Origin of the sequence: Nocardia sienata NBRC 100364 (assembly GCF_001613205.1) — a bacterium.
Lineage (GTDB): Bacteria > Actinomycetota > Actinomycetes > Mycobacteriales > Mycobacteriaceae > Nocardia > Nocardia sienata.
This window is the reverse complement of the sequence record NZ_BDBX01000016.1, coordinates 79200-103415: the sequence shown is the minus strand read 5'-3', so window position 1 is coordinate 103415 and position 24216 is coordinate 79200. Positions and strand designations below refer to the sequence as shown.

Annotated in this window: 18 protein-coding genes and 2 tRNA genes; 14 read left to right on the top strand and 6 right to left on the bottom strand. The window is 65.8% G+C overall.

Annotated features, from left to right (window positions below; all coding sequences use genetic code 11):
* Positions 1-244 precede the first annotated feature (244 nt).
* The 10 genes from dnaA (at position 245) to NS4_RS11140 (ending at position 16408) form a co-directional block, all read left to right on the top strand.
* Complete coding sequence (gene dnaA, locus NS4_RS11185; RefSeq protein WP_501193443.1) at positions 245-1813, top strand: chromosomal replication initiator protein DnaA; 1569 nt, start codon at positions 245-247, stop codon at positions 1811-1813.
* 216 nt (positions 1814-2029) lie between these two features.
* A complete protein-coding gene (locus NS4_RS11180; RefSeq protein ID WP_063059454.1) occupies positions 2030-2611 on the top strand; it encodes a putative glycolipid-binding domain-containing protein in 582 nt (193 codons plus the stop codon).
* 1708 nt (positions 2612-4319) lie between these two features.
* A complete protein-coding gene (gene dnaN, locus NS4_RS11175) occupies positions 4320-5495 on the top strand; it encodes a DNA polymerase III subunit beta (protein WP_063059453.1) in 1176 nt (391 codons plus the stop codon).
* A 184-nt stretch (positions 5496-5679) separates the two neighbouring features.
* A complete protein-coding gene (recF, locus tag NS4_RS11170; protein ID WP_084487112.1) occupies positions 5680-6894 on the top strand; it encodes a DNA replication/repair protein RecF in 1215 nt (404 codons plus the stop codon).
* Between the two features lie 344 nt (positions 6895-7238).
* Positions 7239-7805 (top strand): DUF721 family protein, encoded by a 567-nt coding sequence (locus NS4_RS11165; protein ID WP_063059452.1) that lies wholly within the window; start codon positions 7239-7241, stop codon positions 7803-7805.
* 307 nt (positions 7806-8112) lie between these two features.
* On the top strand, positions 8113-10158 hold the full coding sequence (gene gyrB / locus NS4_RS11160; protein WP_063059451.1) for a DNA topoisomerase (ATP-hydrolyzing) subunit B: 2046 nt from the start codon (positions 8113-8115) through the stop codon (positions 10156-10158).
* Positions 10159-10226: 68 nt separating this feature from the next.
* Positions 10227-12728, top strand: coding sequence for a DNA gyrase subunit A (gene gyrA / locus NS4_RS11155; protein WP_063059450.1), 2502 nt, complete (start codon positions 10227-10229; stop codon positions 12726-12728).
* A 39-nt stretch (positions 12729-12767) separates the two neighbouring features.
* Positions 12768-13862, top strand: a complete 1095-nt coding sequence (locus tag NS4_RS11150; RefSeq protein ID WP_063059449.1) for a DUF3566 domain-containing protein — start codon at positions 12768-12770, stop codon at positions 13860-13862.
* Positions 13863-14270: 408 nt separating this feature from the next.
* Entirely contained in the window at positions 14271-14972 is a 702-nt protein-coding gene (locus NS4_RS11145; protein ID WP_063059448.1) for a DUF3800 domain-containing protein, read from the top strand.
* Between the two features lie 1362 nt (positions 14973-16334).
* Positions 16335-16408: transfer RNA gene (locus NS4_RS11140), tRNA-Ile, on the top strand.
* Between the two features lie 300 nt (positions 16409-16708).
* On the opposite strand, the gene NS4_RS11135 is transcribed toward NS4_RS11140, so the two are convergent.
* Complete coding sequence (locus NS4_RS11135) at positions 16709-17239, bottom strand: TetR/AcrR family transcriptional regulator (protein ID WP_063059447.1); 531 nt, start codon at positions 17237-17239, stop codon at positions 16709-16711.
* A gap of 375 nt (positions 17240-17614) precedes the next feature.
* Between NS4_RS11135 and NS4_RS11130 the strand changes: the two genes are divergently transcribed.
* Together NS4_RS11130 and NS4_RS11125 are read left to right on the top strand one after the other, a co-directional pair.
* Positions 17615-18892, top strand: a complete 1278-nt coding sequence (locus NS4_RS11130) for an oxygenase MpaB family protein (RefSeq protein ID WP_063059446.1) — start codon at positions 17615-17617, stop codon at positions 18890-18892.
* A 91-nt stretch (positions 18893-18983) separates the two neighbouring features.
* Positions 18984-19056 (top strand) — tRNA-Ala (locus NS4_RS11125).
* A 10-nt stretch (positions 19057-19066) separates the two neighbouring features.
* Here NS4_RS11125 and NS4_RS11120 read toward each other — a convergent pair.
* A complete protein-coding gene (locus NS4_RS11120; RefSeq protein WP_063059478.1) occupies positions 19067-19372 on the bottom strand; it encodes a winged helix-turn-helix transcriptional regulator in 306 nt (101 codons plus the stop codon).
* On the opposite strand from NS4_RS11120, the gene NS4_RS11115 reads away from it, so the two are divergent.
* The gene (locus tag NS4_RS11115; protein WP_281218918.1) at positions 19294-20430 is read left to right on the top strand and encodes an NAD(P)-dependent oxidoreductase; all 1137 of its coding nucleotides are present in this window, start codon (positions 19294-19296) and stop codon (positions 20428-20430) included. The genes NS4_RS11120 and NS4_RS11115 overlap by 79 nt on opposite strands.
* Positions 20431-20456: 26 nt before the next feature.
* On the opposite strand, the gene NS4_RS11110 is transcribed toward NS4_RS11115, so the two are convergent.
* Together NS4_RS11110 and NS4_RS11105 are read right to left on the bottom strand one after the other, a co-directional pair.
* A complete protein-coding gene (locus NS4_RS11110) occupies positions 20457-20990 on the bottom strand; it encodes a helix-turn-helix domain-containing protein (RefSeq protein WP_063059444.1) in 534 nt (177 codons plus the stop codon).
* Positions 20991-21146: 156 nt separating this feature from the next.
* Positions 21147-21788: a class I SAM-dependent DNA methyltransferase gene (locus tag NS4_RS11105; RefSeq protein WP_063059443.1), complete on the bottom strand. Its 642-nt coding sequence runs from the start codon at positions 21786-21788 to the stop codon at positions 21147-21149.
* Positions 21789-21901: 113 nt separating this feature from the next.
* Here NS4_RS11105 and NS4_RS11100 point away from each other — a divergent pair, with 113 nt between their 5' ends.
* Entirely contained in the window at positions 21902-22201 is a 300-nt protein-coding gene (locus NS4_RS11100) for a cold-shock protein (RefSeq protein ID WP_063059442.1), read from the top strand.
* On the opposite strand, the gene NS4_RS11095 is transcribed toward NS4_RS11100, so the two are convergent.
* Entirely contained in the window at positions 22198-22707 is a 510-nt protein-coding gene (locus tag NS4_RS11095) for a thioesterase family protein (RefSeq protein WP_063059477.1), read from the bottom strand. The genes NS4_RS11100 and NS4_RS11095 overlap by 4 nt on opposite strands.
* 84 nt (positions 22708-22791) lie before the next feature.
* Positions 22792-23697, bottom strand: coding sequence for an oxygenase MpaB family protein (locus NS4_RS11090; protein WP_063059441.1), 906 nt, complete (start codon positions 23695-23697; stop codon positions 22792-22794).
* Positions 23698-24216 lie beyond the last annotated feature (519 nt).

Sequence of the window (24216 nt, the reverse complement as noted above, 5' to 3'; positions counted from 1 at the left end):
ACCGGCCGAGACCTCGTGGCCGGACGAGGCCGTGCGTGACCCCGAGGGGGTTGAGTACCCAGGGCGCGGATACCAGCCGGAACCCGGTTTTCCGCATCCCGCGGAGGCCTCCGGTGAACCGCGTTTTCCCGGCCGGGGCTTCTCCCATGAGGCCGAGCTGCCGCTGACCGGAGAACTGCCCCGCAATCCCACACTGCCGCGCACCACCGATCCGCTGCCGGGGGAGCCGCCGCGTCGGCCGACCCTGCCCGAGCTACCGCACGGCGGAAGTTTTCCTTCCGATCCGGTGCTACCCCGCGACACCGAGGATCCGATACGGGATCCTTATCCCGCACCACGGTCCTACCCGCGCGAATACACACCGTCCGCGGAATATCCGCGGGACACCGGATACGAGCGGGATCGGGAGTATCCGCCCGCGGAGTACCTCGACCCCTACGCGGGCAACCGCGGCGATATGGCCGACCCGGTGGCAAACGGCCGGGAGCGCGGTGCACCATCGGTCCGGGACGGCGGGCCCGACCTGGATCCGATCCTTCCGCCACGCCGTGCCGCCCGCCCCGCCCAGGAAACCCTGTTCGCACCCGACCTCGCCCCCGGTGATCGCGCACCGCGGGACGAGGTGCGCGATACCGATCTCGACAGTTTGCGCGAAAGTGTCCGCGACCCAGGGGTCGATCCGGAACCCGACGTGCCCCTCGAGGACGAGAAGGTGGTGAACGTCCGGGACTCCTGGCCCACATTCTTCGCGAAATCGCCGGGTACCGGGGATACGGCGAAACCGTCGGCCAGCCTGAACGCGAAGTACACCTTCGAAACGTTCGTCATCGGCGCATCCAACCGCTTCGCACACGCCGCGGCCGTCGCCATCGCCGAAGCCCCGGCTCGCGCCTACAATCCGCTGTTCGTCTGGGGTGCCTCGGGGCTCGGCAAAACTCATCTGCTGCACGCCGCCGGCCACTACGCCCAGCGGCTCTTCCCCGGGATGCGGGTCAAATACGTCTCCACCGAAGAATTCACCAACGACTTCATCAACAGTCTGCGCGACGACCGCAAAGTGGCGTTCAAGCGCCGCTACCGGGAGACCGACATCCTGCTCGTCGACGATATCCAGTTCATCGAAGGCAAAGAAGGCATCCAGGAAGAGTTCTTCCATACCTTCAACACCCTGCACAACGCGAACAAGCAGATCGTGGTGTCCTCTGACCGGCCGCCCAAACAGCTGGCCACGCTGGAGGAGCGGCTGCGCACCCGCTTCGAGTGGGGACTGATCACCGATGTGCAGCCGCCCGAGCTGGAAACACGCATCGCCATTCTGCGCAAGAAGGCGCGTATGGATCGTCTCGATGTGCCACACGACGTCCTGGAACTCATCGCCAGCCGGGTGGAACGCAATATCCGCGAACTCGAAGGCGCGCTGATCCGGGTGACCGCTTTCGCGTCGTTGAACGGGCAGCCTCTGGATCAATCGGTGGCCGAGGTGGTGCTGCGCGATCTGATGCCCGAATCCCAGGATGTGGAAATTACCGCGTCCACGATCATGGGCGTCACGGCCGAGTACTTCAATACTTCGATGGACGAGCTCACCGGGCCGGGTAAGGCCAGGCCGCTCGCCCAGGCCCGGCAGATCGCGATGTATCTCTGCCGGGAACTCACGGATCTGTCGCTGCCCAAGATCGGTCAGGCATTCGGGCGCGACCATACGACCGTCATGTACGCGGAGAAGAAAGTCCGCAAGGAGATGTCGGAGCGCCGCCGGGTGTACGACCAGGTCCAGGAACTCACCGCCCGGATCAAACAACGCTCCCGCTGACCGTCGCGTACGCGCGGTGTCCGGCGGATGTGCACCCGGATTTCAGTAGGCGATATCTTCACCCGATCGGCGATGAGCTGTTCGTGCGGGCGAGGTTCCCCGTCCGCATCGGCGGTGTGCCATACCAGGTGCCGATGCGGCGGCCGGGACGGCCCGGGCAGTAGAGCGGAGCCGAACCGGCGCGCGCGGCCGAAGACGCAGGGGAGGCGAGCAGAGATGTCGTTCACCGATCTACCGGTGGCCGCGGCATGGTCGCATCGGGACGCCCGGTCGGGCTTCGAGGTCGTCCACCTATGGCGGGACGGCGACGGCCATCGTATGGAGGGCTGCACTACCGCCGTCGAGGACGATCAGGCCTGGTACGTGCAGTACGAGATCACGGTCGATTCGGGCTGGACGACCCGCTCCGCGCGCATCACCGGCCGGTCGCCTACCGGATGGCATACGGTGCTGATCGAGTCGGACGGTGCCGGGCGGTGGGTGATCGACGGTACGGAGGCGCCGCATTTGGACGGCTGCCTCGACGTGGACCTGGAATCGTCGGCCATGACGAATATGTTGCCCGTCCACCGCCTGGCGCTGCCTGCCGGTGGCTGCGCCGCGGCGCCCGCGGTCTACGTGCGCGCGACCGATCTCTACGTCGCACGCCTGGAACAGAACTATCGGCGCACCAGCGACGACGGTACCCGGCAGCGCTACGACTACTCCGCCCCCGCATTCGATTTCGCCTGCCGGTTGATCTACGACGCATCGGGCCTCGTACTGAGCTATCCGGGAATCGCGACCCGCGTCGCCTGAGCGGCCGTTACCGCTCCCGCGCGGGTTGCCATGGGCCCGCGCGCGATTTCGAATTTATCGTCGCTCCCGGATCGATAGCGCGGACTCATGCCGAGAAGTTCGGTTCTCGGTCCGTTCTCGAGGCCGGCCCGCATGCGGGCCGGGCACGTGTTCTACCTCGTCCGGGCACCACTGCCACTCGGCAGGAGGCAAGAGAGCGGGCCTGGGTCGTCCACTGATCGAACCGCAATCGCCGACCGGGCGATCCGCCCCCTTTCGGGCGGCGACTCGTCGACCGCGGCGGACCTCCGGCTCGCGCGGCGAGCCCGGATGTTGTTCTGCCGCAATCCGCTTGCCCGACCGTTCGAATCACCTTTCTCCCGCTGCCGTACCCGAATACCACAAGCATCGGCGTGTCGAAAGCATCCACAGGTGTGTTGCTAACAGCTTGTGAAGGCCCTGAGCTGGGCATATGTCTTATCCACACCTGTGGATTCCCCAGGTTGTCCACCGGCTCGTCCACAGGATCAGGAGGGTACTGGGGGCAACTTGTCCACAAGCTGTTTATCCACAGTTTCCACAGGCGATTTGGTCCACAGCTACTGAGCAGCGACGTTCCGGTCAGAGGGCTGGGGACAACCTGTGGATTCCTCGAGGATTCCTCGAGGAATCCACAGGTTGTCCACGGATCCATGCACAGTGTGCACAACTGGCCAGAATCTGGGGACCGAGTTGGGGACGGCCTGTGGACGCGGTGTGGACAACAAAACCTGTCCACAGCCGCCTTCGATTCATCCTCGAGTTATCCCCTGGCCATCCACAGGCAGACACGCGGTGTGAGCTGGGGAAACCAGCGGAATCCACAGTTTCCACAGGGCCTATTACTACTCCTGTTCTTCATCTAGAGAATTTCTCTTCAAAACAGGTTGTGTGGACAAGTCTCGAGCGGACCGCGCCACCGCACAGAGCCGGAAAGAGAGACAAGGACAGCGAGGCAGACACGGGAAGTTCAGCGCTCACTCGCGGGCGGCATTCCACGGCTGCACAGATCTCCATCTGTTCGAAGACCCGGACCGGACTCGTTCCCCTGCCCGCCCTGTGGCGCTCTCACAACACCGCGCTCCGGCGCTCGTACAACGAGGTCCGGCTACGACCCACACGCCCCGTCCGAAGACCCGGAACCCGTATCGGCGATCGATCGCATATCGAGGCGCGGCCGGCGGCGTGCCGGCGTTTGCGCCACATCGATGAGAAGAGCAGCCGCCGGGCCGCCGACGAGAAGTGGTGATCCGGCCACCGCACGGGAGACCGGTTGCCCGGTTGTCCACACCGCTACCTATGAACGACTGTGGATACGGCCACACCAGGGAGAGCGCGCGGATATCGGCGACCCGACGCCCGGAGGTTCCACAGCGGCCGCATCCGCTGTTCATCCACAGTCGTACACAGCCGATCGGCCCAGGCAACGGCGATACGGCTCGATATGCCCGCCCGGCCTGGCCCGGGCACCGCCGCAGGACGTATCCTCCACTCGGAGGGGCAGCCGACCGCGTAGCTCGAAACGGGGTACGGTCTGATGTCGGCCGCTTGTGCCAGACTCCTGGGGCGGTCGGTCCGGATTTCCGGCCGCCGCATCGACCGCCGTGCCGGTGGCGGAGTCGGCACAGCGGGATACGCGGGGGCAGCACAGCCGTCGATCCACACTGAACGGGAGAGGACACCTCGGGCGATGGACCTTGCAGGCATGAAGTTTCGGGTCGCGCGTGAGGATTTCGCGGAGTCGGTCGCCTGGGTGGCGCGAAGTCTGCCGTCCCGCCCGCCGGTCCCGGTGCTCGGCGGAGTCCTGCTGGTCGCGGACGAGGACGGACTGACCGTCTCCGGATTCGACTACGAGGTCTCCGCGCAGATGCGGGTCGCTGCCGAGGTCGCCGGCCCCGGGCGTGTCCTGGTCTCGGGCAAACTGCTGGCCGATATCACCAAGGCGTTGTCCAACAAACCGGTGGACGTTTCCGTGGACGGCACCCGCGTGCTGATCCAGTGCGGTAGCGCCAAGTTCTCGCTCCCGACCATGCCGGTGGAGGACTATCCCCAGTTGCCGGAGGTCCCGCAGTCCAGCGGGGAGCTGGCGGTCGAGGTATTCGGTGAGGCGGTCGGACAGGTGGCCGTCGCCGCCGGCCGCGACGACACACTCCCCATGCTGACCGGTATCCGGGTCGAGATCGAGGGGCCGCAGGTGGTGCTGGCGGCCACCGACCGGTTCCGGCTCGCGGTACGGCACATCCAGTGGCAGCCCGCCCGCACCGATATCGAGACAGCGGTGCTCATTCCCGCCCGCACCCTGTCCGAGGCAGCCAAGACGCTGGGCGCCTCCGACCGGCTGGTGCAGTTGTCGCTGGGGTCCGGAGCGGGTGCCGACGGACTGCTGGGCATCGTCAACGGTGGTCGTCGGACCACCACCCGGCTGCTGGATGCCGAATTCCCCAAGTTCCGCCAGTTGCTCCCCAAGGAGCACACTTCGATCGCGACACTGGAGGTCGCCTCGCTCACCGAGGCGATCAAGCGTGTCGCGCTCGTGGCCGAGCGCGGTGCCCAGGTGCGACTGGAATTCTCCGGTGAAGGTCTGCTGCTGTCGGCGGGCGGCGACGACGCCGGCCGCGCCGAGGAATGGCTCACCGCCGATTTCCGGGGCGAACCGCTGACCATCGCCTTCAATCCCGGCTACCTGATCGACGGTTTGTCCGCGCTGCGCTCCGAGCGGGTCACCTTCGGGTTCACCACCCCCAGCCGCCCGGCTGTGCTGCTGCCCGCCCGCGACGAGGAACCGGAGCCGCTCGATTCCGGTGCGTATCCGGCGCTGGAGAGCGACTACATCTATCTGTTGATGCCGGTCCGGCTCCCGGGCTGAGCGGGCGTGGGTTCGGGAAAGACGAACCGGCACACATCCACCCGTTACGGCCGGTGTTGGTGTACCGTGCCTGCCGTAGCGGTCGGTAGCGATACCTCCGCAAACCAGCGCTGCGACCTGCGCTATCCCCGGTTATCCACAGCTGTGGATAACCGGGCTGTCATTTCCCGGATGGTGTGAACAGGTGCATATCCGTGCTCTGACCTTGCGTGATTTCCGATCCTGGGAGCATGCTGAGATCGAGTTATCCACAGGCCCTACGGTTTTCCTGGGGGCCAACGGTAACGGCAAGACCAACCTGCTCGAAGCGCTGGGCTATCTGTCCACGCTGGGGTCACACCGGGTCTCCACCGACGCACCGCTCGTGCGGGCCGGCGCCGATCGTGCCCGGATCGGCGCGAATGTGGTGCATCTGGGCCGCGAATTGCGGATCGATATCGAACTCAACCGCGGCGCGGCCAATCGGGCCCAGATCAACCGGTCCCCGGTGCGCCGGCCGCGAGAGATCCTCGGCATTCTGCACACCGTGTTGTTCGCCCCCGAGGATCTGGCGCTGGTCCGGGGCGACCCGGGGGAGCGCCGCCGTTTCCTGGACGAGTTGTGCACGGCGCGACGACCCGGTCTGGCCGGTGTACGCGCCGATTACGACCGGGTGCTGCGGCAGCGCTCGGCCCTGCTGAAGACCGCGGGACGGTCCGCACGGGCCGATCTCGGCACGCTGGACGTCTGGGACGGGCACCTGGCCGGCCATGCCTCGATCCTGCTCGCGGAGCGGTTGCGCCTGGTCCACGAATTCCATCCACATCTGACCCGCGCGTATGCGGCTCTCGCGCCGGAGTCCCGGCCCGCGGCGATCGGGTACCGCAGCGGGGCCCTGCCGGCCGAGTTGCTCGATCCCGGCCGGCCGCCCGAGCCCGGTGATCCGGCCCTGCTGGAGGAGATCCTGCTGCGTGAACTCGCCGCGGCGCGGGCCAAGGAGCTCGAACGAGGTGTTTGCCTGGTCGGTCCGCACCGGGACGAGTTGGAACTGATGCTCGGGGAAACCCCGGCCAAGGGTTTCGCCAGTCACGGGGAGTCCTGGTCGTTCGCGCTGGCGCTGCGGCTCGCGGCATTCGAACTCCTCCGCGCGGACGGGACCGAACCGGTCCTGTTGCTCGACGATGTCTTCGCCGAACTCGACCGGCGTCGCCGCACCGCCCTGGCCACAGTGGCGGCGGCCGCCGAGCAGGTGCTGATCACCGCGGCCGTACCCGAGGACGTGCCCGCCGAGCTGATCGGCGCCACTTTGCAGGTGACGACAACCGGTGACCCGGAGCATCGGATATCCGGTTTCGCGACCCGGCGCCCGGTCGCCGGTGGTGACCCGCCCGCGGCGATGGCCGGTGATCCGCCGGGTTGACGGACACGCGCCCGCCGTCGTCTTGCATGCGCGCCGGGCCGTTCGTAGAGTGAGCCGGTACACCGGGCCGTTATCCCCCGTCCGGTATCGAAAATCAGTTATCCACAGCCTGTGGATAACTTGTTCGACCAGGTCGTCGCCTCATACCCCGGACGGCTACCCGGTCCATTCGGAGACAACCGGCACCGGCACCGAAATACCCGTACTGAGCAGCAGATTTACCGAAAGATCGGCAGCGGTGCCGATCCCGGGGCGCGGAGTCGGGAGCGGGTTCCCGGATGTGCACAGCCTGAGGAAAAACCGGTCGAACCTGGGGATAACTCGCACCGGTGAGTGGAGCAGCGATGACCGACCAGCCCGGAACACCCGGTGGCGCCACGCCCCCGACCGAACCGGAGTTGCGCGGGATCGACCTGGCTCGCCGGGCGCTGGAGGAGGCTCGGGCGGCGGCGCGCGCCAGCGGTAAATCCGTCGGTCAGGGACGCTCCTCCCCACGCCGTGGTCTCCGTTCCGGCGCCCGCCGCCGCAGCGGATGGTCGGGTCCTCGTCCCGACGATCGCGATCCACAGCCACTGTCCAAACTCGCGACCTCGATCGCGCGCAGTCGCGGCTGGTCCACCAAAGTGGCCGAAGGCACCGTTTTCGGGCACTGGTCGGGTGTGGTCGGGGAGGACATCGCCGCCCATGCGAAACCGGTGGCGCTGGAGAACGGGGTATTGAGTGTCGCGGCCGAGTCCACGGCCTGGGCCACGCAGTTGCGTCTGCTGCAGGCGCAGTTGCTCGCGAAGATCAGCGCGGCGGTGGGGCCCGGTGTGGTCCGTTCATTGCGTATCTCCGGGCCGACGGCGCCGAGCTGGCGCAAGGGACAACGTCATATCCGGGGCCGCGGACCCCGCGATACCTACGGTTAGAACGCGGTTTCACCTCGAACGCGCGCAGTGCTCATCGTCCCCGCGCCTCAGTGAACTCTCAGGCCGAATCTGGTGCTTCGAAACGGCCGCATCGCGAGGGGACCCGTGCCGGTCCGATTTCTCTCACCCAGGAAGCCGTCAGGGGTGTCGCAGGTGCACTGTAAGTTGGGCCGCGAAGTAGGATGGAACTGTAAATCAGCGGCGATACCCTCGGCGCGTTGCGTGCAGCCCTGCGATCGGTCCCGGGCCCACGTGCGCTGTCCCACCGCCGTCCCGGGGATCAGCAAGTAAGGAGAGCTACCGACCAGTGGCTGCCAAAGACTCCAAAGCATCAGGCTCGAGCGCATCGGAAAAGCAGGACTACGGTGCCTCCTCCATCAAGGTCCTGGAAGGCCTCGAGGCGGTGCGGATGCGCCCGGGCATGTACATCGGCTCCACGGGTGAGCGCGGTTTGCACCACCTGATCTGGGAGGTTGTGGACAACTCCGTCGACGAGGCGATGGCCGGCCACGCCACCAAGGTCGAGGTAACCCTCCTCGCCGACGGCGGTGTGCAGGTCGTCGACGACGGCCGTGGTATCCCCGTCGCGATGCACGCCCAGGGCATCCCGACCATCGAGGTCGTCATGACCCAGCTGCACGCCGGCGGCAAGTTCGACTCCGACTCCTACGCCGTATCCGGCGGTCTGCACGGTGTCGGTATCTCCGTGGTCAACGCGCTGTCCAGCCGGCTCGAAGCCGAGGTCGATACCGACGGTTACCACTGGAGCCAGACCTACAAGGACGCGGTCCCGGGGCAGCTGGTCCAGGGCGAGCCGACCAAGGCCACCGGAACCACCATCCGGTTCTGGGCCGATCCCGCGGTCTTCGAGACCACCACCTACAACTTCGAGACCGTATCGCGGCGCCTGCAGGAGATGGCCTTCCTGAACAAGGGCCTGACCATCGTCCTGACCGACGAGCGCGTCAGCGATATCGAGATCACCGACGAGGTGGTCAGCGACACCGCCGAAGCGCCCAAGCACGACGACAACGGCGAGAAGCCCGCGGCCGAACCCAAGGTGAAGACCCGCACCTACCACTACCCGGGCGGTCTGGAAGATTTCGTCCGGCACATCAACCGGACCAAGCAGCCGATCCACAACTCGGTGGTCTCGTTCAACGGTAAGGGCACCGGGCATGAGCTCGAGGTCGCGATGCAGTGGAACTCCGGCTACTCCGAGTCGGTACACACCTTCGCCAACACCATCAACACCCATGAGGGCGGCACCCATGAGGAGGGCTTCCGCGCCGCGCTGACAACGGTGGTCAACCGGTACGCGAAGGAGAAGAAGCTCCTCAAGGAAAAGGACGGCAACCTCACCGGCGACGACATCCGTGAGGGTCTGGCCGCCATCGTCAGTGTGAAGGTCAGCGAACCGCAGTTCGAGGGCCAGACCAAGACCAAACTCGGGAATACCGAAGTGAAGTCTTTCGTGCAGCGTGCCTGCAACGAGCATCTGGCGCATTGGTTCGAGGCCAATCCGGCGGATGCCAAGACCATCGTCAACAAGGCGGTGTCCTCGGCGCAGGCCCGGGTCGCGGCGCGCAAGGCCCGTGAGCTGGTCCGGCGCAAGAGCGCGACCGATATCGGTGGACTGCCGGGCAAGCTGGCCGACTGCCGGTCGAAGGACCCGAGCAAATCCGAGATTTACATCGTCGAGGGCGACTCCGCCGGCGGTTCGGCCAAATCCGGCCGGGATTCCATGTACCAGGCGATCCTGCCGCTGCGCGGAAAGATCATCAACGTCGAGAAGGCACGTATCGACAAGGTCCTCAAGAACGCCGAGGTCCAGTCGATCATCACCGCTTTCGGCACCGGTATCCACGACGAGTTCGATATCGCCAAGCTGCGTTACCACAAGATCGTGCTGATGGCCGACGCCGATGTCGACGGCCAGCACATCTCGACGCTGCTGCTGACGCTGCTGTTCCGTTTCATGCGGCCGCTCATCGAGCACGGTCACGTGTTCCTGGCGCAGCCGCCCCTGTACAAGCTGAAGTGGCATCGGGTCGAGCCCGAGTTCGCCTACTCCGACCGGGAGCGCGACGGTCTGCTCGAAGCCGGTCTGGCGGCGGGGAAGAAGATCAACAAGGACGACGGCATCCAGCGGTACAAGGGTCTCGGCGAGATGAACCCCAAGGAACTGTGGGAGACCACCATGGACCCCTCGGTCCGGGTGCTCCGTCAAGTGACACTGGACGACGCGGCCGCCGCGGATGAACTGTTCAGTGTCCTGATGGGCGAGGACGTGGCGGCTCGCCGCAGCTTCATCACCCGTAATGCCAAGGACGTCCGCTTCCTCGACGTGTAGGGCGGTCCGCCCGCAGCGCTTCCGCGCGCGGTGACCTGCCGTATTCCGTCAGCACCTAGGAGATTCGCATGACCGACACCACCCTGCCGCCGGAGAGCGCAGGCGACCGGATCGAGCCGGTCGATATCCAGCAGGAGATGCAGAGCAGCTACATCGATTACGCGATGAGCGTGATCGTGGGCCGCGCGCTGCCCGAGGTCCGTGACGGCCTCAAGCCGGTGCACCGCCGGATCCTGTACGCGATGCACGACAACGGCTACCGGCCCGATCGCAGCTATGTGAAGTCCGCGCGGCCGGTGGCCGACACCATGGGTAACTACCACCCGCACGGCGATTCGGCCATCTACGACACCCTGGTCCGCATGGCCCAACCCTGGGCCATGCGGTATCCGCTGGTCGACGGCCAGGGCAACTTCGGCAGCCGCGGTAACGACGGTGCCGCCGCCATGCGGTATACCGAATGCCGGCTCACGCCGCTGGCGATGGAACTGCTGCGCGAAATCGACCACGACACGGTCGATTTCATCCCGAACTACGACGGCAAGACCCAGGAACCGGTAGTCCTGCCCAGCCGCGTGCCGAATATGCTGATGAACGGCAGCAACGGCATCGCGGTCGGCATGGCGACCAATATCCCGCCGCACAACCTGACCGAGCTGGCCGAGGCCATCTACTGGGTGCTCGACAACCACGACGCCGACGAGGAAGCCACCCTCGCGGCCTGTATGGAACGGGTGAAGGGCCCGGACTTCCCGACCGCCGGCCTGATCGTCGGCACCCAGGGGATCCACGATGCCTACACCACCGGCCGTGGGTCCATCCGGATGCGCGGTGTGGTGGAGATCGAAGAGGATTCCCGCGGTCGCACCACGATCGTCATCACCGGTCTGCCGTATCAGGTCAACACCGACAACTTCATCAACGCGATCGCCGAACAGGTCAAGGACGGCCGGATCGCCGGTGTCGCCGATATCCACGACGAGTCCTCGGACCGGGTGGGCCTGCGTATCGTGGTCACCGTCAAGCGGGACGCGATCGCCAAGGTCGTGCTGAACAACCTGTACAAGCACACCCAGCTGCAGACCAGCTTCGGCGCGAACATGCTATCCATCGTCGAGGGCGTACCGCGCACCCTGCGGTTGGATCAGATGATCCGGCTGTATGTGAACCATCAGCTGGAAGTGATCGTCCGGCGCACCCGCTACCTGCTGCGCAAGGCCGAGGAGCGGGCCCATATCCTGCGCGGCCTGGTCAAGGCGCTGGATCAGCTGGACGAGGTCATCGCGTTGATCCGCCGGTCGGCCAATACCGATACCGCGCGGACCGGCCTGATGGAACTGCTCGATATCGACGAGACCCAGGCCACCGCGATTCTGGATATGCAGTTGCGGCGCCTCTCGGCGCTGGAACGACAGAAGATCATCGACGAACTCGCCAAGCTCGAGGCCGAGATCGCCGATCTGAAGGACATTCTGGAGAAGCCGGAGCGGCAGCGCGCGATCGTCAAGGACGAGCTGGCCGAGATCGTGGAGCGCCACGGCGACGAACGGCGGACCCAGATCATCTCCGCCGACGGCGATGTGGCCGACGAGGATCTGATCGCCCGCGAGGACGTGGTGGTCACCATCACCGAGACCGGGTACGCCAAACGCACCAAGACCGATCTGTACCGCAGCCAGAAGCGCGGCGGTAAGGGTGTGCAGGGCGCGGGCCTCAAGCAGGACGATATCGTCCGCCACTTCTTCGTGACCTCGACCCACGACTGGTTGTTGTTCTTCACCAACAAAGGCCGCGTATACCGGGCCAAGGCATATGAATTGCCGGAGGCCAACCGCACCGCGCGCGGCCAGCATGTGGCGAATCTGCTGGCCTTCCAGCCGGACGAGAAGATCGCCCAGGTCATCCGGATCAAGTCCTACGAGGATGCCGCCTACCTGGTGCTGGCCACCCAGAAGGGCCTGGTGAAGAAGTCGCGCCTGGTCGACTTCGACTCCAACCGCAGCGGCGGGATCGTGGCGGTGAACCTGCGCGACAACGACGAATTGGTCGGCGCCGTACTGTGTTCGGCCGAGGACGATCTGCTGCTGGTCTCGGCGCAGGGGCAGTCGATCCGCTTCTCGGCCACCGACGAGGCGCTGCGCCCGATGGGACGCGCCACCTCCGGGGTGCAGGGTATGCGGTTCAATGCCGAGGATGCCCTATTGTCGCTGAATGTGGTCCGCGACGGGACATATTTGCTGGTAGCGACCTCGGGCGGCTATGCCAAGCGGACCGCCATCGAGGAGTACACCGCGCAGGGACGCGGCGGAAAAGGTGTATTGACGATCCAGTACGACACCCGGCGTGGCACCCTGGTGGGAGCGCTCATCGTCGACGACGACGACGAGTTGTATGCCATCACCTCCAGTGGAGGCGTTATCCGTACTGCCGCCCGGCAGGTGCGCAAGGCCGGTAGGCAGACCAAGGGCGTGCGATTGATGAACCTCGCCGAGGGCGATACCTTGCTTGCGATCGCACGTAACGCCGACGAGCCCGAGCAGATCGACGGCGGCGGTTCTCCCGAGCAGTAATCCCATATCGGCGGCAAAGAACGGATCCGAGGATTCCCATTGACCACTCCGAAACAGCCGAGCGACGAGCGGCAGCAGACGAACGGCGTGACCGAGCGGGTCACCCCGTCCCCGATTTCGCCGCGCCCGACTCAGCGGCCGGGCGAGGCCGCGGACCACGAACAGGCCGGCGGTAACCCGTCCGGTGGTTCGCCCGCGGCCGGCCCGCAGCCCGAAAAGCAGGAGCAGCAAGGCGAATTCCCGTCCGACTCGCGCAATGCCCCGGCGGACCGGAATCCCGGTCCGCCGGCCGGTGGCGGGCCGGGCGATCAGCAGGGCGGCGCGGGTAATCAGCAGGCCGGTAACGGTTCCGAGGCGAACCGTTACCAGGAGGGCTGGTCGCAGCTGCCGCAGCGGGAACCGCAGTCGAACCTCTCACGGCCCGGCCATATGCCGGTGGGCGGCGCCCAGCGGTCGGTGGGCCTGCAGGGCGGCGGCCTGCAAGGCGGCGGGGGTTTGCAGGGCGGGGTCACCAATGCCCGTACCACCAGCGACCTGGCGGCCAAGGCGGCACGTAAGGAAGCGGCCATGGCCAAATCCGTTGGCCTGGACGGGCCGACGCGCAGTATCGCGCGCCCGGAGCTGGTGAAGGATATGCCGGATCTTTCCGAGATCAGGCATCCCCTACCCCCGGAACAGCCACCCAACCAGCAGCACAACCCGTACACACCTCCGGCCGCACCCCCGCCCGCGCCGGCGGCGCCGCGTGGGCTGCCGCAGGCGGTGCTCGGCGGAGAACCGTTGCGCGCCACCGTCCAGGTGCGTCGGATCGATCCGTGGTCCACGCTGAAGATCACTCTGGTGATCAGCGTGGCCATGTTCTTCGTGTGGATGATCGCCGTCGCGCTGCTGTACATGGTGCTCGCCGGTATGGGCGTCTGGGAGCGGCTCAACAGCACCTTCACCGATATGGTGTCCCCGGACAGCGGATCGGTGGGGCTCATCGACGCGGGTACGGTCTTCGGCTACGCCGGGGTGATCGGGCTCATCAATGTCGTCCTGTTCACCGCGCTGGCCACGGTCGGCACGTTCATCTACAACCAGTGCTGCGATATGGTCGGCGGTATCCAGGTCACCCTGGCCGACCCGGACTGAATTCTTGCGTACCTGCCGGCCGGCGCCCACACCTGGGCGCCGGCCGGTTCGCTTTCTGCTGCCTCGATTCCGCCGGATCGGTCATCCGCTGTCCGTTGGTTTCGCATACCCGGGACCGCGCGGGTTCTTGGCCCTGGTCGGTGGTGGGTTGCGCTCACCGGGGCCGGCTACCGGCCTGCCCCATAGGCCCGCCCGTCACGCGCAGAGGCTCACAGGTCAAGAGTCAGCGAAGCTGATCCCGTAGGGACGCCATCGGCGCTCTCGAGTTGTGAGTGGCGCGGGATCACAATGCAGGCCACCATCGCTCAGGGTCACGCGGCCGAAGGTCGCGGATTCGGAATCCTGGTTGTTCATCCTCGGGGTTCTCGTTTGATCGATCATGTCTATGGTTGATGCGATACTTACCGGGTGCTCTTGGCATACCTAGACGAGTCGTACGACAAAGGCGTGTATTGGATTTCGGCCGTCATCTGTCCGTCGGACGAAGTGCTAGATCTTGCATCCCGTTTGGACCAGGTGGTGTCAGATGCGGCTGGCAAATGGCCAGTTGACGCTCGCGCTGAGTTACACGGAAACGACATGGTCCAGGGCAAGGGTGATTGGGCTGAGATGGCTCCGTTGGTTCGCGCGCGAATCAGCGTGTACCAAGCGGCACTAGCGGCGCTTGCGGCGACGCGGAATCTCAAAGTGATGCTCAGGGGTGTCGACCGGAAGAAGCTTGTGGCTCGGTACGAAGAGCCATGGCATCCACACCGGGCTGTCCTCGAGCACCTTCTGCAGCGGTTGAACGTGTACGCCAAGACGCAACGTCAGCCCATTTTGGTGATTGCGGACGAGGTCGGCGACCACGATACCCATCGGAAGAGCCTCTGGGAGTATCAGCACATCGGCAGCGGTCCTTGGGGTAAAAAATTGACCAACATCGCCGATACCATCCACTTTGCGCCGTCATACGACAGCCGACTCGTCCAAGCAGCCGACCTGGTCTGCTACTTGCATTACCGGATGAACTACACCACGATCACGGATGTGCGCGCAAAGAAGGCCAACGAGCTGCTCTGGTCGACTGTAGAGCCTCTGGTCACGAGCCGGCACCTGTGGGTGCCATAGATGCACGACAGCCCCGCGACGTGGGGCCGCAGGGCTGAAGGCTAATCGGACTTCCTTTGAAGTCCTGCAATGAAGTTACCAAAGCCGTCGCGGGTTCACAGTGTTATGGGTCACTTTTGTGGTCACACTATTGCATCGCTGGGCTGAAACTGTGTGCTTTACCAGCGGGAAGGCACGGGCGAGAGGAGCACCGCGCTCCCCGCGCCTCGGAGGTGAGCTGGCCACTGGAGTGACCACGGCCGGGTAACTGAACCGGATGCGCGAGCGTTCCCTGGCCACGAACCGAACCGCAACCTGTGCCCCCATGGCACCTCAAGGGGACCGGACCACAGCCAATTGACCGGGCACAGAGCCAGCGGACTCACGCTCGACTGCGGGAGGTAGGTCGGGTACGGCTCTCGTCGTGCCCACACTTCTCGGTTATCGAAAACTCGGCAATCTCGGATCGGCGGGTGTTGGCGCAGCGTGCGGCCGACGCACCGGCGCGCCGGGCGGTGAGGTACGAGCAGGGCCGTTGCGCGCCGTAGTGCAGCGCCGGCGCGCAGCGCCGGCGCCTCTTGATCCTATATAGCTGAATTCGGCAGCAACCCACTAACAGTTCGGGCGATGACTCCCCGGCGTTCACGCGACGGGCTCACGGCGGAGGGCCTCGACCAGCCGCTGAGCTTGCGCTCGCAGGGACTCGTTGTCCGGATCGTTCTCGATGATGGCGTGCTCGACCGGAAGGGCGCAGGAAGTTCCAGTCCGGCGCTGTACTTGTTCCAGTTCCAGAGTTTCCAGACTTGTTTCAGTTCAAAAGTTTCCAGGTGTCGCGGGCTGCTCCGCGTCGCCTCGGGTAGGTCGGCATCGTGTCGATCGAACACCGGACCCAGACGAATGGTGAAGTGTCCTCGGAGGTCTTCAACCAGTACGAGCACGCGGTTCGGCAAGTGGCCCTCAGGGAAGCCGGTGGGTTCCGGTTCCATGACCTGCGAGACTTTTATGGCACGATGCTGGCCGACCAGGGCTGCCGCCGCACAAGGTCGCCAAAGTGATGGGTCATGAGAAGTCCACGACCACGATGCAGTTCTACATCCGCCACCGCGACGACTTCGACGCCATTCGCGGAGCTCTGCGGGAGGAGGACGAAAGGGATCGGATTCGCGGGTAGGTGGCGGGCTGATGCTGCCTTCTCGCTGCGTGAGCGCCGGGATGTCTGTATTCTCGCCGGTCCGTAACCTGCGTTGCAGATCTCAGTCACCGGCCTTTTGTGGCTGGTCGAGCCAGGTTTCTGCAAGCGGTCTACCTGCCGTTTTGGTTGATATCATGAAATCATGTAACCTCTGTGCTCGGCGGTTGCTCGACATAGAACGACTGCCCCGCGGGTCTATAGCTCAGGCGGTTAGAGCGCTTCGCTGATAACGAAGAGGTCGGAGGTTCAAGTCCTCCTAGACCCACACTTGTACGAGAGCAGGCAGCCCCCGAACCTCACGAGGTTCGGGGGCTGGTTCGTTTCCCGGCCGGCCCGGATACCGTTCGGTCCGGAATTGAGCTGTTCCGGTGTCACAGGACTAGGCTCGAGAGTATGAAATACGTTCTCACCATCGGTCTTGTCGCTGCGGTTCTCGTCGGTATCAGCAAGCTGCGCCAGCGTGACGACGCCGACCTGTGGCACGAGGTCACCACACGCTGACCTCGTCCCGGGCGACGTTCTCCGTCGTCGCCGGCGGACTCGGTGACCTCCGGGTCCGCCGTGCTCACGGCCGGGCCAGCAGTTCGATGACCGAGTGCACCTGTTCGGTGGTCGGTGTCGGCAGATTGTCCCGGCCGTGGATCAGGCCGAGGCCGATGTAGACCATCGCGCCCGCCCGGAGCCCGGCCTGGTTCTCGTCGAACCCCAGGTCGAGCATCGTCCGGTAGACCGTTTCGAACACCCGCTGGTCGAGGGTGCGTACCGCATCGGCCACCTTGGGGTTGCTGCGCGACCATTCCCGCACCGTGGTCTCCACGATCCAGTGCCGATGGTCGACGAGCATGGCGGCCATCTTCTCGATCCGTTCCTCGACCGGAATTTCCGCGAAGCCGCCCAGCTCTCGTATCGTTTCGCTCTGTACCGCGCTCCAGCGGTCGGCCATTGCCGCCATGAGCTGTTCGATATCGTCGAAATGCCAGTAGAAGCTTCCCTTGGTTACGCCGAGTTCCTGGCACAACCGCGGAATCCTGATCGCCGCGACGCCTTCGCGGGACAACAGGTTCAGCGCGCCGTCCACCCAGTCGTCGTAGGACAACCGGGCAGTGCGCCGGCGCCGGGTCTGTTGGGCGCGAGCTTTTTTCGATCGGGGTCGTGGTGGCGCCGTCCGGTCGCCGGATGGATCGGGGTGCGAAGCCGTGGACGAACCCGCCGTCATCGGTTCGACAGGTCAACGCTGGGTCTCATACTCCGATGGTAGGGGAGGAGGCCGACGGCCTCGACGTATTCGCCCATCACGGCAGAGCGCCGGCCGCCCGGTCTGTGTCTCCGGGGGCCACGCGCGGATTTCTCCGGCGTAAATTCCATACCTTCAAGTACAGTATTTCCATACGGATTGGTATGGGTGGACCGCGCGCCATCGCGGGTACGCCACAGGTCCAGGGCGGCCGGCCGCGCGGTGAGGGGAGCAGCGATGTCGATACCAGCGGGGACACCGGGCGGCACGAAGACGGATGCGCAGTGTCCGGCCGCCTTCCGCTATTGGCAGGCACGGGAGACTCCCGCGGTCAGGCGGGCCGAGCGGGTCTTCCGGACGGTGACCGGGTCGGCGCTGTTCCCGACCGACGAGCAGGCGCGGGCGCTGTGCGCGGATATGTTCGCCGGCGACCCGGTCGCGGAACGCTTCGTGGCGGAGGTCATGCGCGGGGAGACCGGCCGTGAGTACGGCCGCCGGCTGCTGGAAACCGCGCTGCGCGACGGTATCGACGCGGTCCCCGACGCCCCCGCTTCCATGCGCGAGCTGTTCGACGAGTTCGAGACGGTGCCCGCCTGGGTTCGTCCCGAACTGGTCGAACGCGGCGCTGCGGTCTGGCGGCGCTGGGGCACGGTGCTGTTCAGTTTCGCGGGTGCGGAAACCTTGGAGATGTACACCGAATCCGCGGTCGCCACACCGCTTTCGCTGGCCGGTGGTTACGCCGGGGACAGCGCGTTGCGCCGTTTCCTGGAAACCTGCCGGTTCTGGATGGACGTCTCCCAGCCCGGCGCACTGCTGAGCCCGGGCTCGCCGGGGCGTGCCACCGCCTTGAAGGTGCGGATCATGCACGTCTCGGTGCGCGCGGGCGTGAAACGGCATCCGGAATGGGAGATTCAGCGGTGGGGGCTGCCGATCAGCCAGACCTACCAGCTGCTCACGCTGATCGCCGGGAGCACGATCCCGAGGCTGGGTCTCTGGGCGCTGGGTTACCAGACGACCCCCGCGGAGTTCCGGGCGCTTCTGCACTTCCAGAAGTACATGGGGTACCTCCTGGGCGTCCGGCTGAGCTGGCATCCGGAGACCGTGGCCGACACGCTGCGGGTTATGGCGATGACCATGGTCGCCCGGGCCTACGACTCCGGTGCCCAGGGCGCCGAACTCATCGAGTCCTATCCCGCCGCGTTCGCTCCGCGCCCGGAGCAGCGGGGCCCGGCTCGGCTGCGGGCGCACTACAACTATCGGATCAACTCGGCGTATGCGGCCCTCTACATGCTGCCCACCACCCGGCGCCGCTATCGGATGCCGGCGGCTTTCCCTTACGTGCTCGTCCCCATCGCCAGGATCCCACTGATCACCGCTGTGGAGTTCCTCCGCCGTGTCCCGCCGTTCGGCCGGGTGCACGAGCGGATCATGCTCTGGCACCGGGAGAACTGGTATCGCGAGCAGATGCAGGGCCGGGAAGCGGAGTTCGAGGCGACCGGCGCACTGCGGCGCTGATCGGTGCCCGCGGGTATCCTTGTTTGACGGTGTCCGTGCCGGAACGCTAGTGTTTCGCAGGCGACTCGCGGCTCACGCCGCACGGCTGCCCGGGGCCTTAGCTCAATTGGCAGAGCACTGCCTTTGCAAGGCAGGGGTTAGGGGTTCGATTCCCCTAGGCTCCACTTCCGGTGATCAGCAGGCGACTGCGGCCAGATGGCCGCGGTGCCTGTCTCCCCATTCCTCGAGCGGACGCAGCGCCTGCGCGAGCTCCTCGCCGAGCGGAGTCAGCGAGTATTCGACCCGCGGCGGCACCTCCGCGTACACCTCTCGCCGCACCACGCCGCTGGCCTCGAGCTGGCGCAGATTCTCGGTCAGCACCTTCTCACTCACCCCCGTCAGCGCCCGGCGGATCTCGCCGAATCGCTGCGGGCTCGCACCGAGGACCCACATCAGGTGCAGTTTCCACTTGCCACCGACCACATCGATGGCGAGCGACATACCGCACACCTGGTGATCCGCATCACTCACGCCGGCCACCTTCTCCTCCTGACGTCGTTACGGACCTGGCGGTAAGCAACCACATCCGCAGGTGCGTTCTTGTCCGACTCTACCCGCGTGACCAGCATCGGTATCGGCGCCGCAACCAGCTGAACCACTACCGAGAAGGACATCGAATGTCTCAGGAGAAGATCCGGTCCGTCAGTGTCATCGGGCTGGGGCCGATGGGCCGGGCGATGGTGCGGGCGTTGCTCGCCGCCGGTATCGAGGTCACCGTCTGGAATCGCAGCGGCGACAAGGCCGACGCGATGGTGGCCGAAGGTGCGAAACGTGCCGCGACCGTGGCCGAAGCGCTGGAGGCCAATGAGGTGACAGTGCTCAGCCTGACCCACTACGCGGCGATGTACGACGTGCTCGGCCCGGCGGTTTCCAGTCTGCCCGGCAAGGTGATCGCCAACCTGTCCTCGGATTCGCCCGACAACGCGCGTAAGGGCGCCGCGTGGGTGCGGGAGCATGGTGCCGAATTCCTTTCCGGCGGTTTCATGTCCGCGGGTGACAATATCTCGCACCCCGCCTCATATGTCTTCTACAGCGGACCGCGGGAGGTCTTCGAGGCCCATGCCGAACTCCTGCGGCCGCTGAGCCCGCAGGAGTACCTCGGGGTGGACGACGGTCTGGCGCAGGTCTTCTATCAGGCGCTGCTGACCGTCTTCCATCCGTGGATGCTCGCCTTCGACCAGGCGCTCGCCCTGATCGATCGCTCCGGTGTCGATATCGACCAGTTCCTGCCGTACGCCGTGCGGTCCAGTGAGGCGTACCCGTTCTTCATGACCGAGTACGCCGCTGCGGCGAAGGCCGGCGGCTGGGGAGATCTCGCGGCCTTCAAGATGATGGACGCGGGCGCGCAGCACATCATCGATGCCAGTACCGAGGTCGGCGTGGACGCCACCCTTTCCCGTGCGGCACAGGGGTTGTGGCGCCGGGCGCGGAGCGCGAGCGAGCGGGCCGGGCGTCCGGTACCCGTTTTCGAGATGATGCGTGGCAGCGACTCCGCATAGCTTCCGGCCGCGCCCGGCCTCCGCCGCTACCCGCGGGGGCCGGGTTCGGCTGCCGGATTCGCCAGCCGTGCCTTCTCGGTGATCTCGGCGGCGTATTCCATATGGTCGACACCCGGAAGCTGTTCCAGGGTCAGCCCTTCGATATCCCAGCGCGGCCGGGCATCGGCGATGAACCGGATGGCGTCCCGGACGAAGCGCTCGCCGGCCGGTCTACCGATATGGGCCGAGGGCGTGTACAGGCGGAGCCAGCCGAGCAGATCGGCTGCCGTGCCGTCGATTCCGGTGGCCGCCACATGCTCGTCGGCCGCGGCGGTATCCGGCAGCAGCAGGCTGGTCGGTGAGACGCCGAGCGCGGCCGCGAGCGCGATCAGATCGTCCACGTCCACCCGGCGCTCACCCCGCTCTATCCGGGACAGACCGAGTACCGGGATCGGCCGGCCGATGGCCTCGAGCCTGCGCGCGAGATCGGCATAGCCGAGGTTCATCCGGTTGCGATACCGCGTGACGTTCGCGCGCACAGTATCGCCTGTAGGGCCGAGCGGGTTCTTCTTGATCACCACCTGACCAGCGTTATCTATCGAAATGATGCCGTCAACTATCGTTTCGATGTAGAGATGGAGGCCACAGCAGTAGGGCTTTCGAGGGGTGAATAGATCAACCTGATACCTATCAAGTTGATGCTATTCGTGATCTTTTCGATAGAAAAGGTGGCTCGATCAACTCGAGCGGGTCGCCATCATGTAGGCCTGCGTAGTCCGCTCCCCGTCCTCGGCGCTACGGTCGAGCCGCAACTCGACAGTGAACCCAATCGTCGTAAGGGAATCGGCGAGCTCGTCGGTCGAGATGCGATGGAAGTCCAGCGATATGGCGTGCCCGTAGCCCTCGTCCAGATGCAGGATGTCGGTACCCGACTGGAAGGCCAGCAGCAGTTTGCCGCCGGGACGCAGAATCCGCCGGAATTCGGCGAGCACACCGCCGCGTTCGGCCGGCGGGATGTGGATGAGGGAATACCAGGCCACCACACCGGCCCGCGAGTCGTCCGGGATATCGAGCGCCGTCATGGATCCCACCTCGAAGTCGATCTCCGGATGGGTGCTCCGTGCCACCTCCACCATTGCCGGGGACAGGTCGATCCCGTGTACCCGGACCCCGCGCGCCGCCAGATGAGCGGCGATCCGGCCCGGGCCGCATCCGATATCGGCCACCGGGCCCGAATCACCGACCGCCTCGGCGAAAGCGGTCAGTACCGCCCGGTCCCAGAACCTCTTCTCCATCTCCCCCTCGGCGTGCTCCGCGTAGGCAGTGGCGATCGCGTCGTAACCGGCGCGAGTGCGAGAGAGAAAACAGGATTCGGTCACCGGTAAGACAGTAGTGTGCGGAGCGCAACCCGGGCAGCGGTCGTGACGTGCGCGGTGCCGGGGCGTAGCTTTGGTGGTGTCGACCCTGCACAGACGAGGGAGAAGACCTGGTAATGCCTGCTACGGATTTCAGCGGACCCGGGATCGACGGATCGGACTGGAGACGCGGGCGGGTCTTCTGGTTCGACTCGGAGAAGGGCTTCGGCTACATCAAACCCGACGACGGAACCGATCAGGTGTTCGTCGAATACCGGTGCATAGAGACCGACGGCTACCGCACCCTGCACGCGGGCCAGCCGGTGCTGTTCGTCAGTACTGCCCGGCCCCGGGGGCACGAGGCGGTGACGGTCCGGCCGGAGGCCGGCGCCGGCCTACCCGATACCACGCCGGGCGGCGGCCAGAGCCGGCATTAGCGCCGGACTCGCATGGCGCCACAGACCGGCGCCGGCCAATCCACCGCGGTGGTCGCCAGTTCCCGGTCGATGGCGGCCGCGGTATCGGAGGCGAAAGCCGCGGCCGCACGGCTGTGCAGATCGACGTGCACGGCGATGATCTCGAGGGTGCAGCTGAGTCGGCGGGTGGTGTCGTTGACCAGTAGTGCCATGACGTGTACGACCTTGTCCGAGCGGTCGACTCCGCGGACGTGGACCGAAATCTCCTCGCCGATACGGTTTTCGGAGTAGTACCGGATGTGGTGTTCGCCGGTGAAGAAGCCGGCGCCCCGGGTGGCGCGGTATTCGTCGGTGATCCCGGCCCGCTCGAAGACCCCGGTCGCAGCCGTTACGCACAACGCGAAATAGTGCGTGACGTTCATATGGTCGTTCTCGTCGCGATAGGCCTCCGGGACGGTGATCGGGCCCAGTTCGCGGGGCAGCGTCACCACCTGCTCGTAGCTGGGAATCGAAATCGTCCCGGTCATGATCAGCTCCTCCTCGTCCCCGGCGCAGTCTATCGGTACAGCGAACGGCCCCGGATCCATGGATCCGGGGCCGTGAACGCTGGCTCAGAGCGGTCGCACGTCGATGACCTTGCGCAACCGCGCCTTGTCGCGCTCGAGCCTGCGGGCCTCGTAGGCGATGGGGAAGTACCGCAGCCGTTCCGGCAGCAGCGGCACCAGCCGTGCGAGGAACCAGCCGAGGACACGCAGTTTGCGCTCGTCGGAAGCGGTCCAGGTGAGGCCCAGTTTGCGGCGTGCCGCCTCCGGCGTGGTGCCCACGGTGACGAAGTACTGCATCCGCCCGAACGGATCGGTCAGCACCCGCCACACCGGGTGCAGGGCCCGCGGCAGCTGCGTGGGCGGCGCGATGGTCCGGATGACCTTCAAATAGTCCTTCGAGGTCTGGGTTGCCTCCAGGTGGTTCTCCACCTGGTCGGCGAAGAATTTCTCGAAATCGGCGTAGGTCGCCGGCAGTTCTTTGGGCGGTACCGAGAAATTACGCATCAGCTGCAGGGCTTCGCGGTAGTAGTCCTCTTTCTCCGCCGCGGTGAGTGGACGCTTCGAGAAGTACTTCGCGTTCTCGGAGAAGGCGAAAGTGCCGGTGTGCAGCACCCAGGCCCACGGCCCGCTGGAGAGCGCGGTGTGCCGGACGCCTTTGGCGTCGGTGGTGTTGAGGGTGGCGTGCATCTTGCGTAGCCGGTCGGTCTCGCCCAGCGATTCCTCCCCGCCGTAAGTCCACATCATCACCGCCGAGAGGCTGCGGACCGCGCGGCCGATCGGGTCGGTGCGGAAGGTGGAGTGGGCATCGACCACTGCGGAGATGGTGGGTTCCATGGTCTGCAGGAGGAAGGCCGAGCCCGCGGTGAGGGAGAAGGTGATCAGGCCGGTTTCTTCCCAGGTCCGGGTACCGGGACCGAAGGGACGGCGCTCCACCGGAGCGTGGGTGTCGGTGGCTGCGACGGACGCGGTCATGCGGATCTCCCTTGATCTACTGCATCGATCTGATGAGACGATGATACTCCAAACATCTCACTATTGCGCCGGTGGATTTACGCGGGGCTCCCGATGGGGAGTGAGGAGTCGGCAGCTGCCGACCGTCGATGTCGCGGAGCGGAATATGGAGCGCGCCGAGGGGGAGCGGGTTCGGTTGTGCCGTGACGACGGAACCCGGATATGAGAGCGGGCCTCGGCGAAGGGGGGAGTTAGCCGAGGCCCGCGTAAGGTCGGCCCGGGGGGGAGGGGCCGACGCAAACGATCCTACGCGATATCGCGAAAATGCGCGCACAAGGCCCCCGAGAGTCTCGAACTTTTTCCGGTGCGGATCACAGTGCCGGGCCGGGGTCGGTGCACTGGGGTTGAAAGCGTTCGAAATGGTTGCCGATCAACGGGATTCACTCACCGGGCCGGTGTATTCCGCCCAACGGAACGCTGGGTGCGGGTGGCTTTCGCCGAGCGTTGCCGCGCCGACTTGTCGGACCCCGCTGTCACTAT

Excerpts from the sequence above, each read along its gene's own strand:
- NS4_RS11180 (WP_063059454.1), top strand. The coding sequence starts at position 2,030 with ATGTCGTTCACCGATCTACCGGTGGCCGCGGCATGGTCGCATCGGGAC.
- dnaN (WP_063059453.1), top strand. The coding sequence starts at position 4,320 with ATGGACCTTGCAGGCATGAAGTTTCGGGTCGCGCGTGAGGATTTCGCG.
- NS4_RS11165 (WP_063059452.1), top strand. The coding sequence starts at position 7,239 with ATGACCGACCAGCCCGGAACACCCGGTGGCGCCACGCCCCCGACCGAA.
- gyrA (WP_063059450.1), top strand. The coding sequence starts at position 10,227 with ATGACCGACACCACCCTGCCGCCGGAGAGCGCAGGCGACCGGATCGAG.
- NS4_RS11130 (WP_063059446.1), top strand. The coding sequence starts at position 17,615 with ATGTCGATACCAGCGGGGACACCGGGCGGCACGAAGACGGATGCGCAG.
- NS4_RS11120 (WP_063059478.1), bottom strand. The coding sequence starts at position 19,372 with ATGTCGCTCGCCATCGATGTGGTCGGTGGCAAGTGGAAACTGCACCTG.
- NS4_RS11100 (WP_063059442.1), top strand. The coding sequence starts at position 21,902 with ATGCCTGCTACGGATTTCAGCGGACCCGGGATCGACGGATCGGACTGG.
- NS4_RS11095 (WP_063059477.1), bottom strand. The coding sequence starts at position 22,707 with ATGACCGGGACGATTTCGATTCCCAGCTACGAGCAGGTGGTGACGCTG.
- NS4_RS11090 (WP_063059441.1), bottom strand. The coding sequence starts at position 23,697 with ATGACCGCGTCCGTCGCAGCCACCGACACCCACGCTCCGGTGGAGCGC.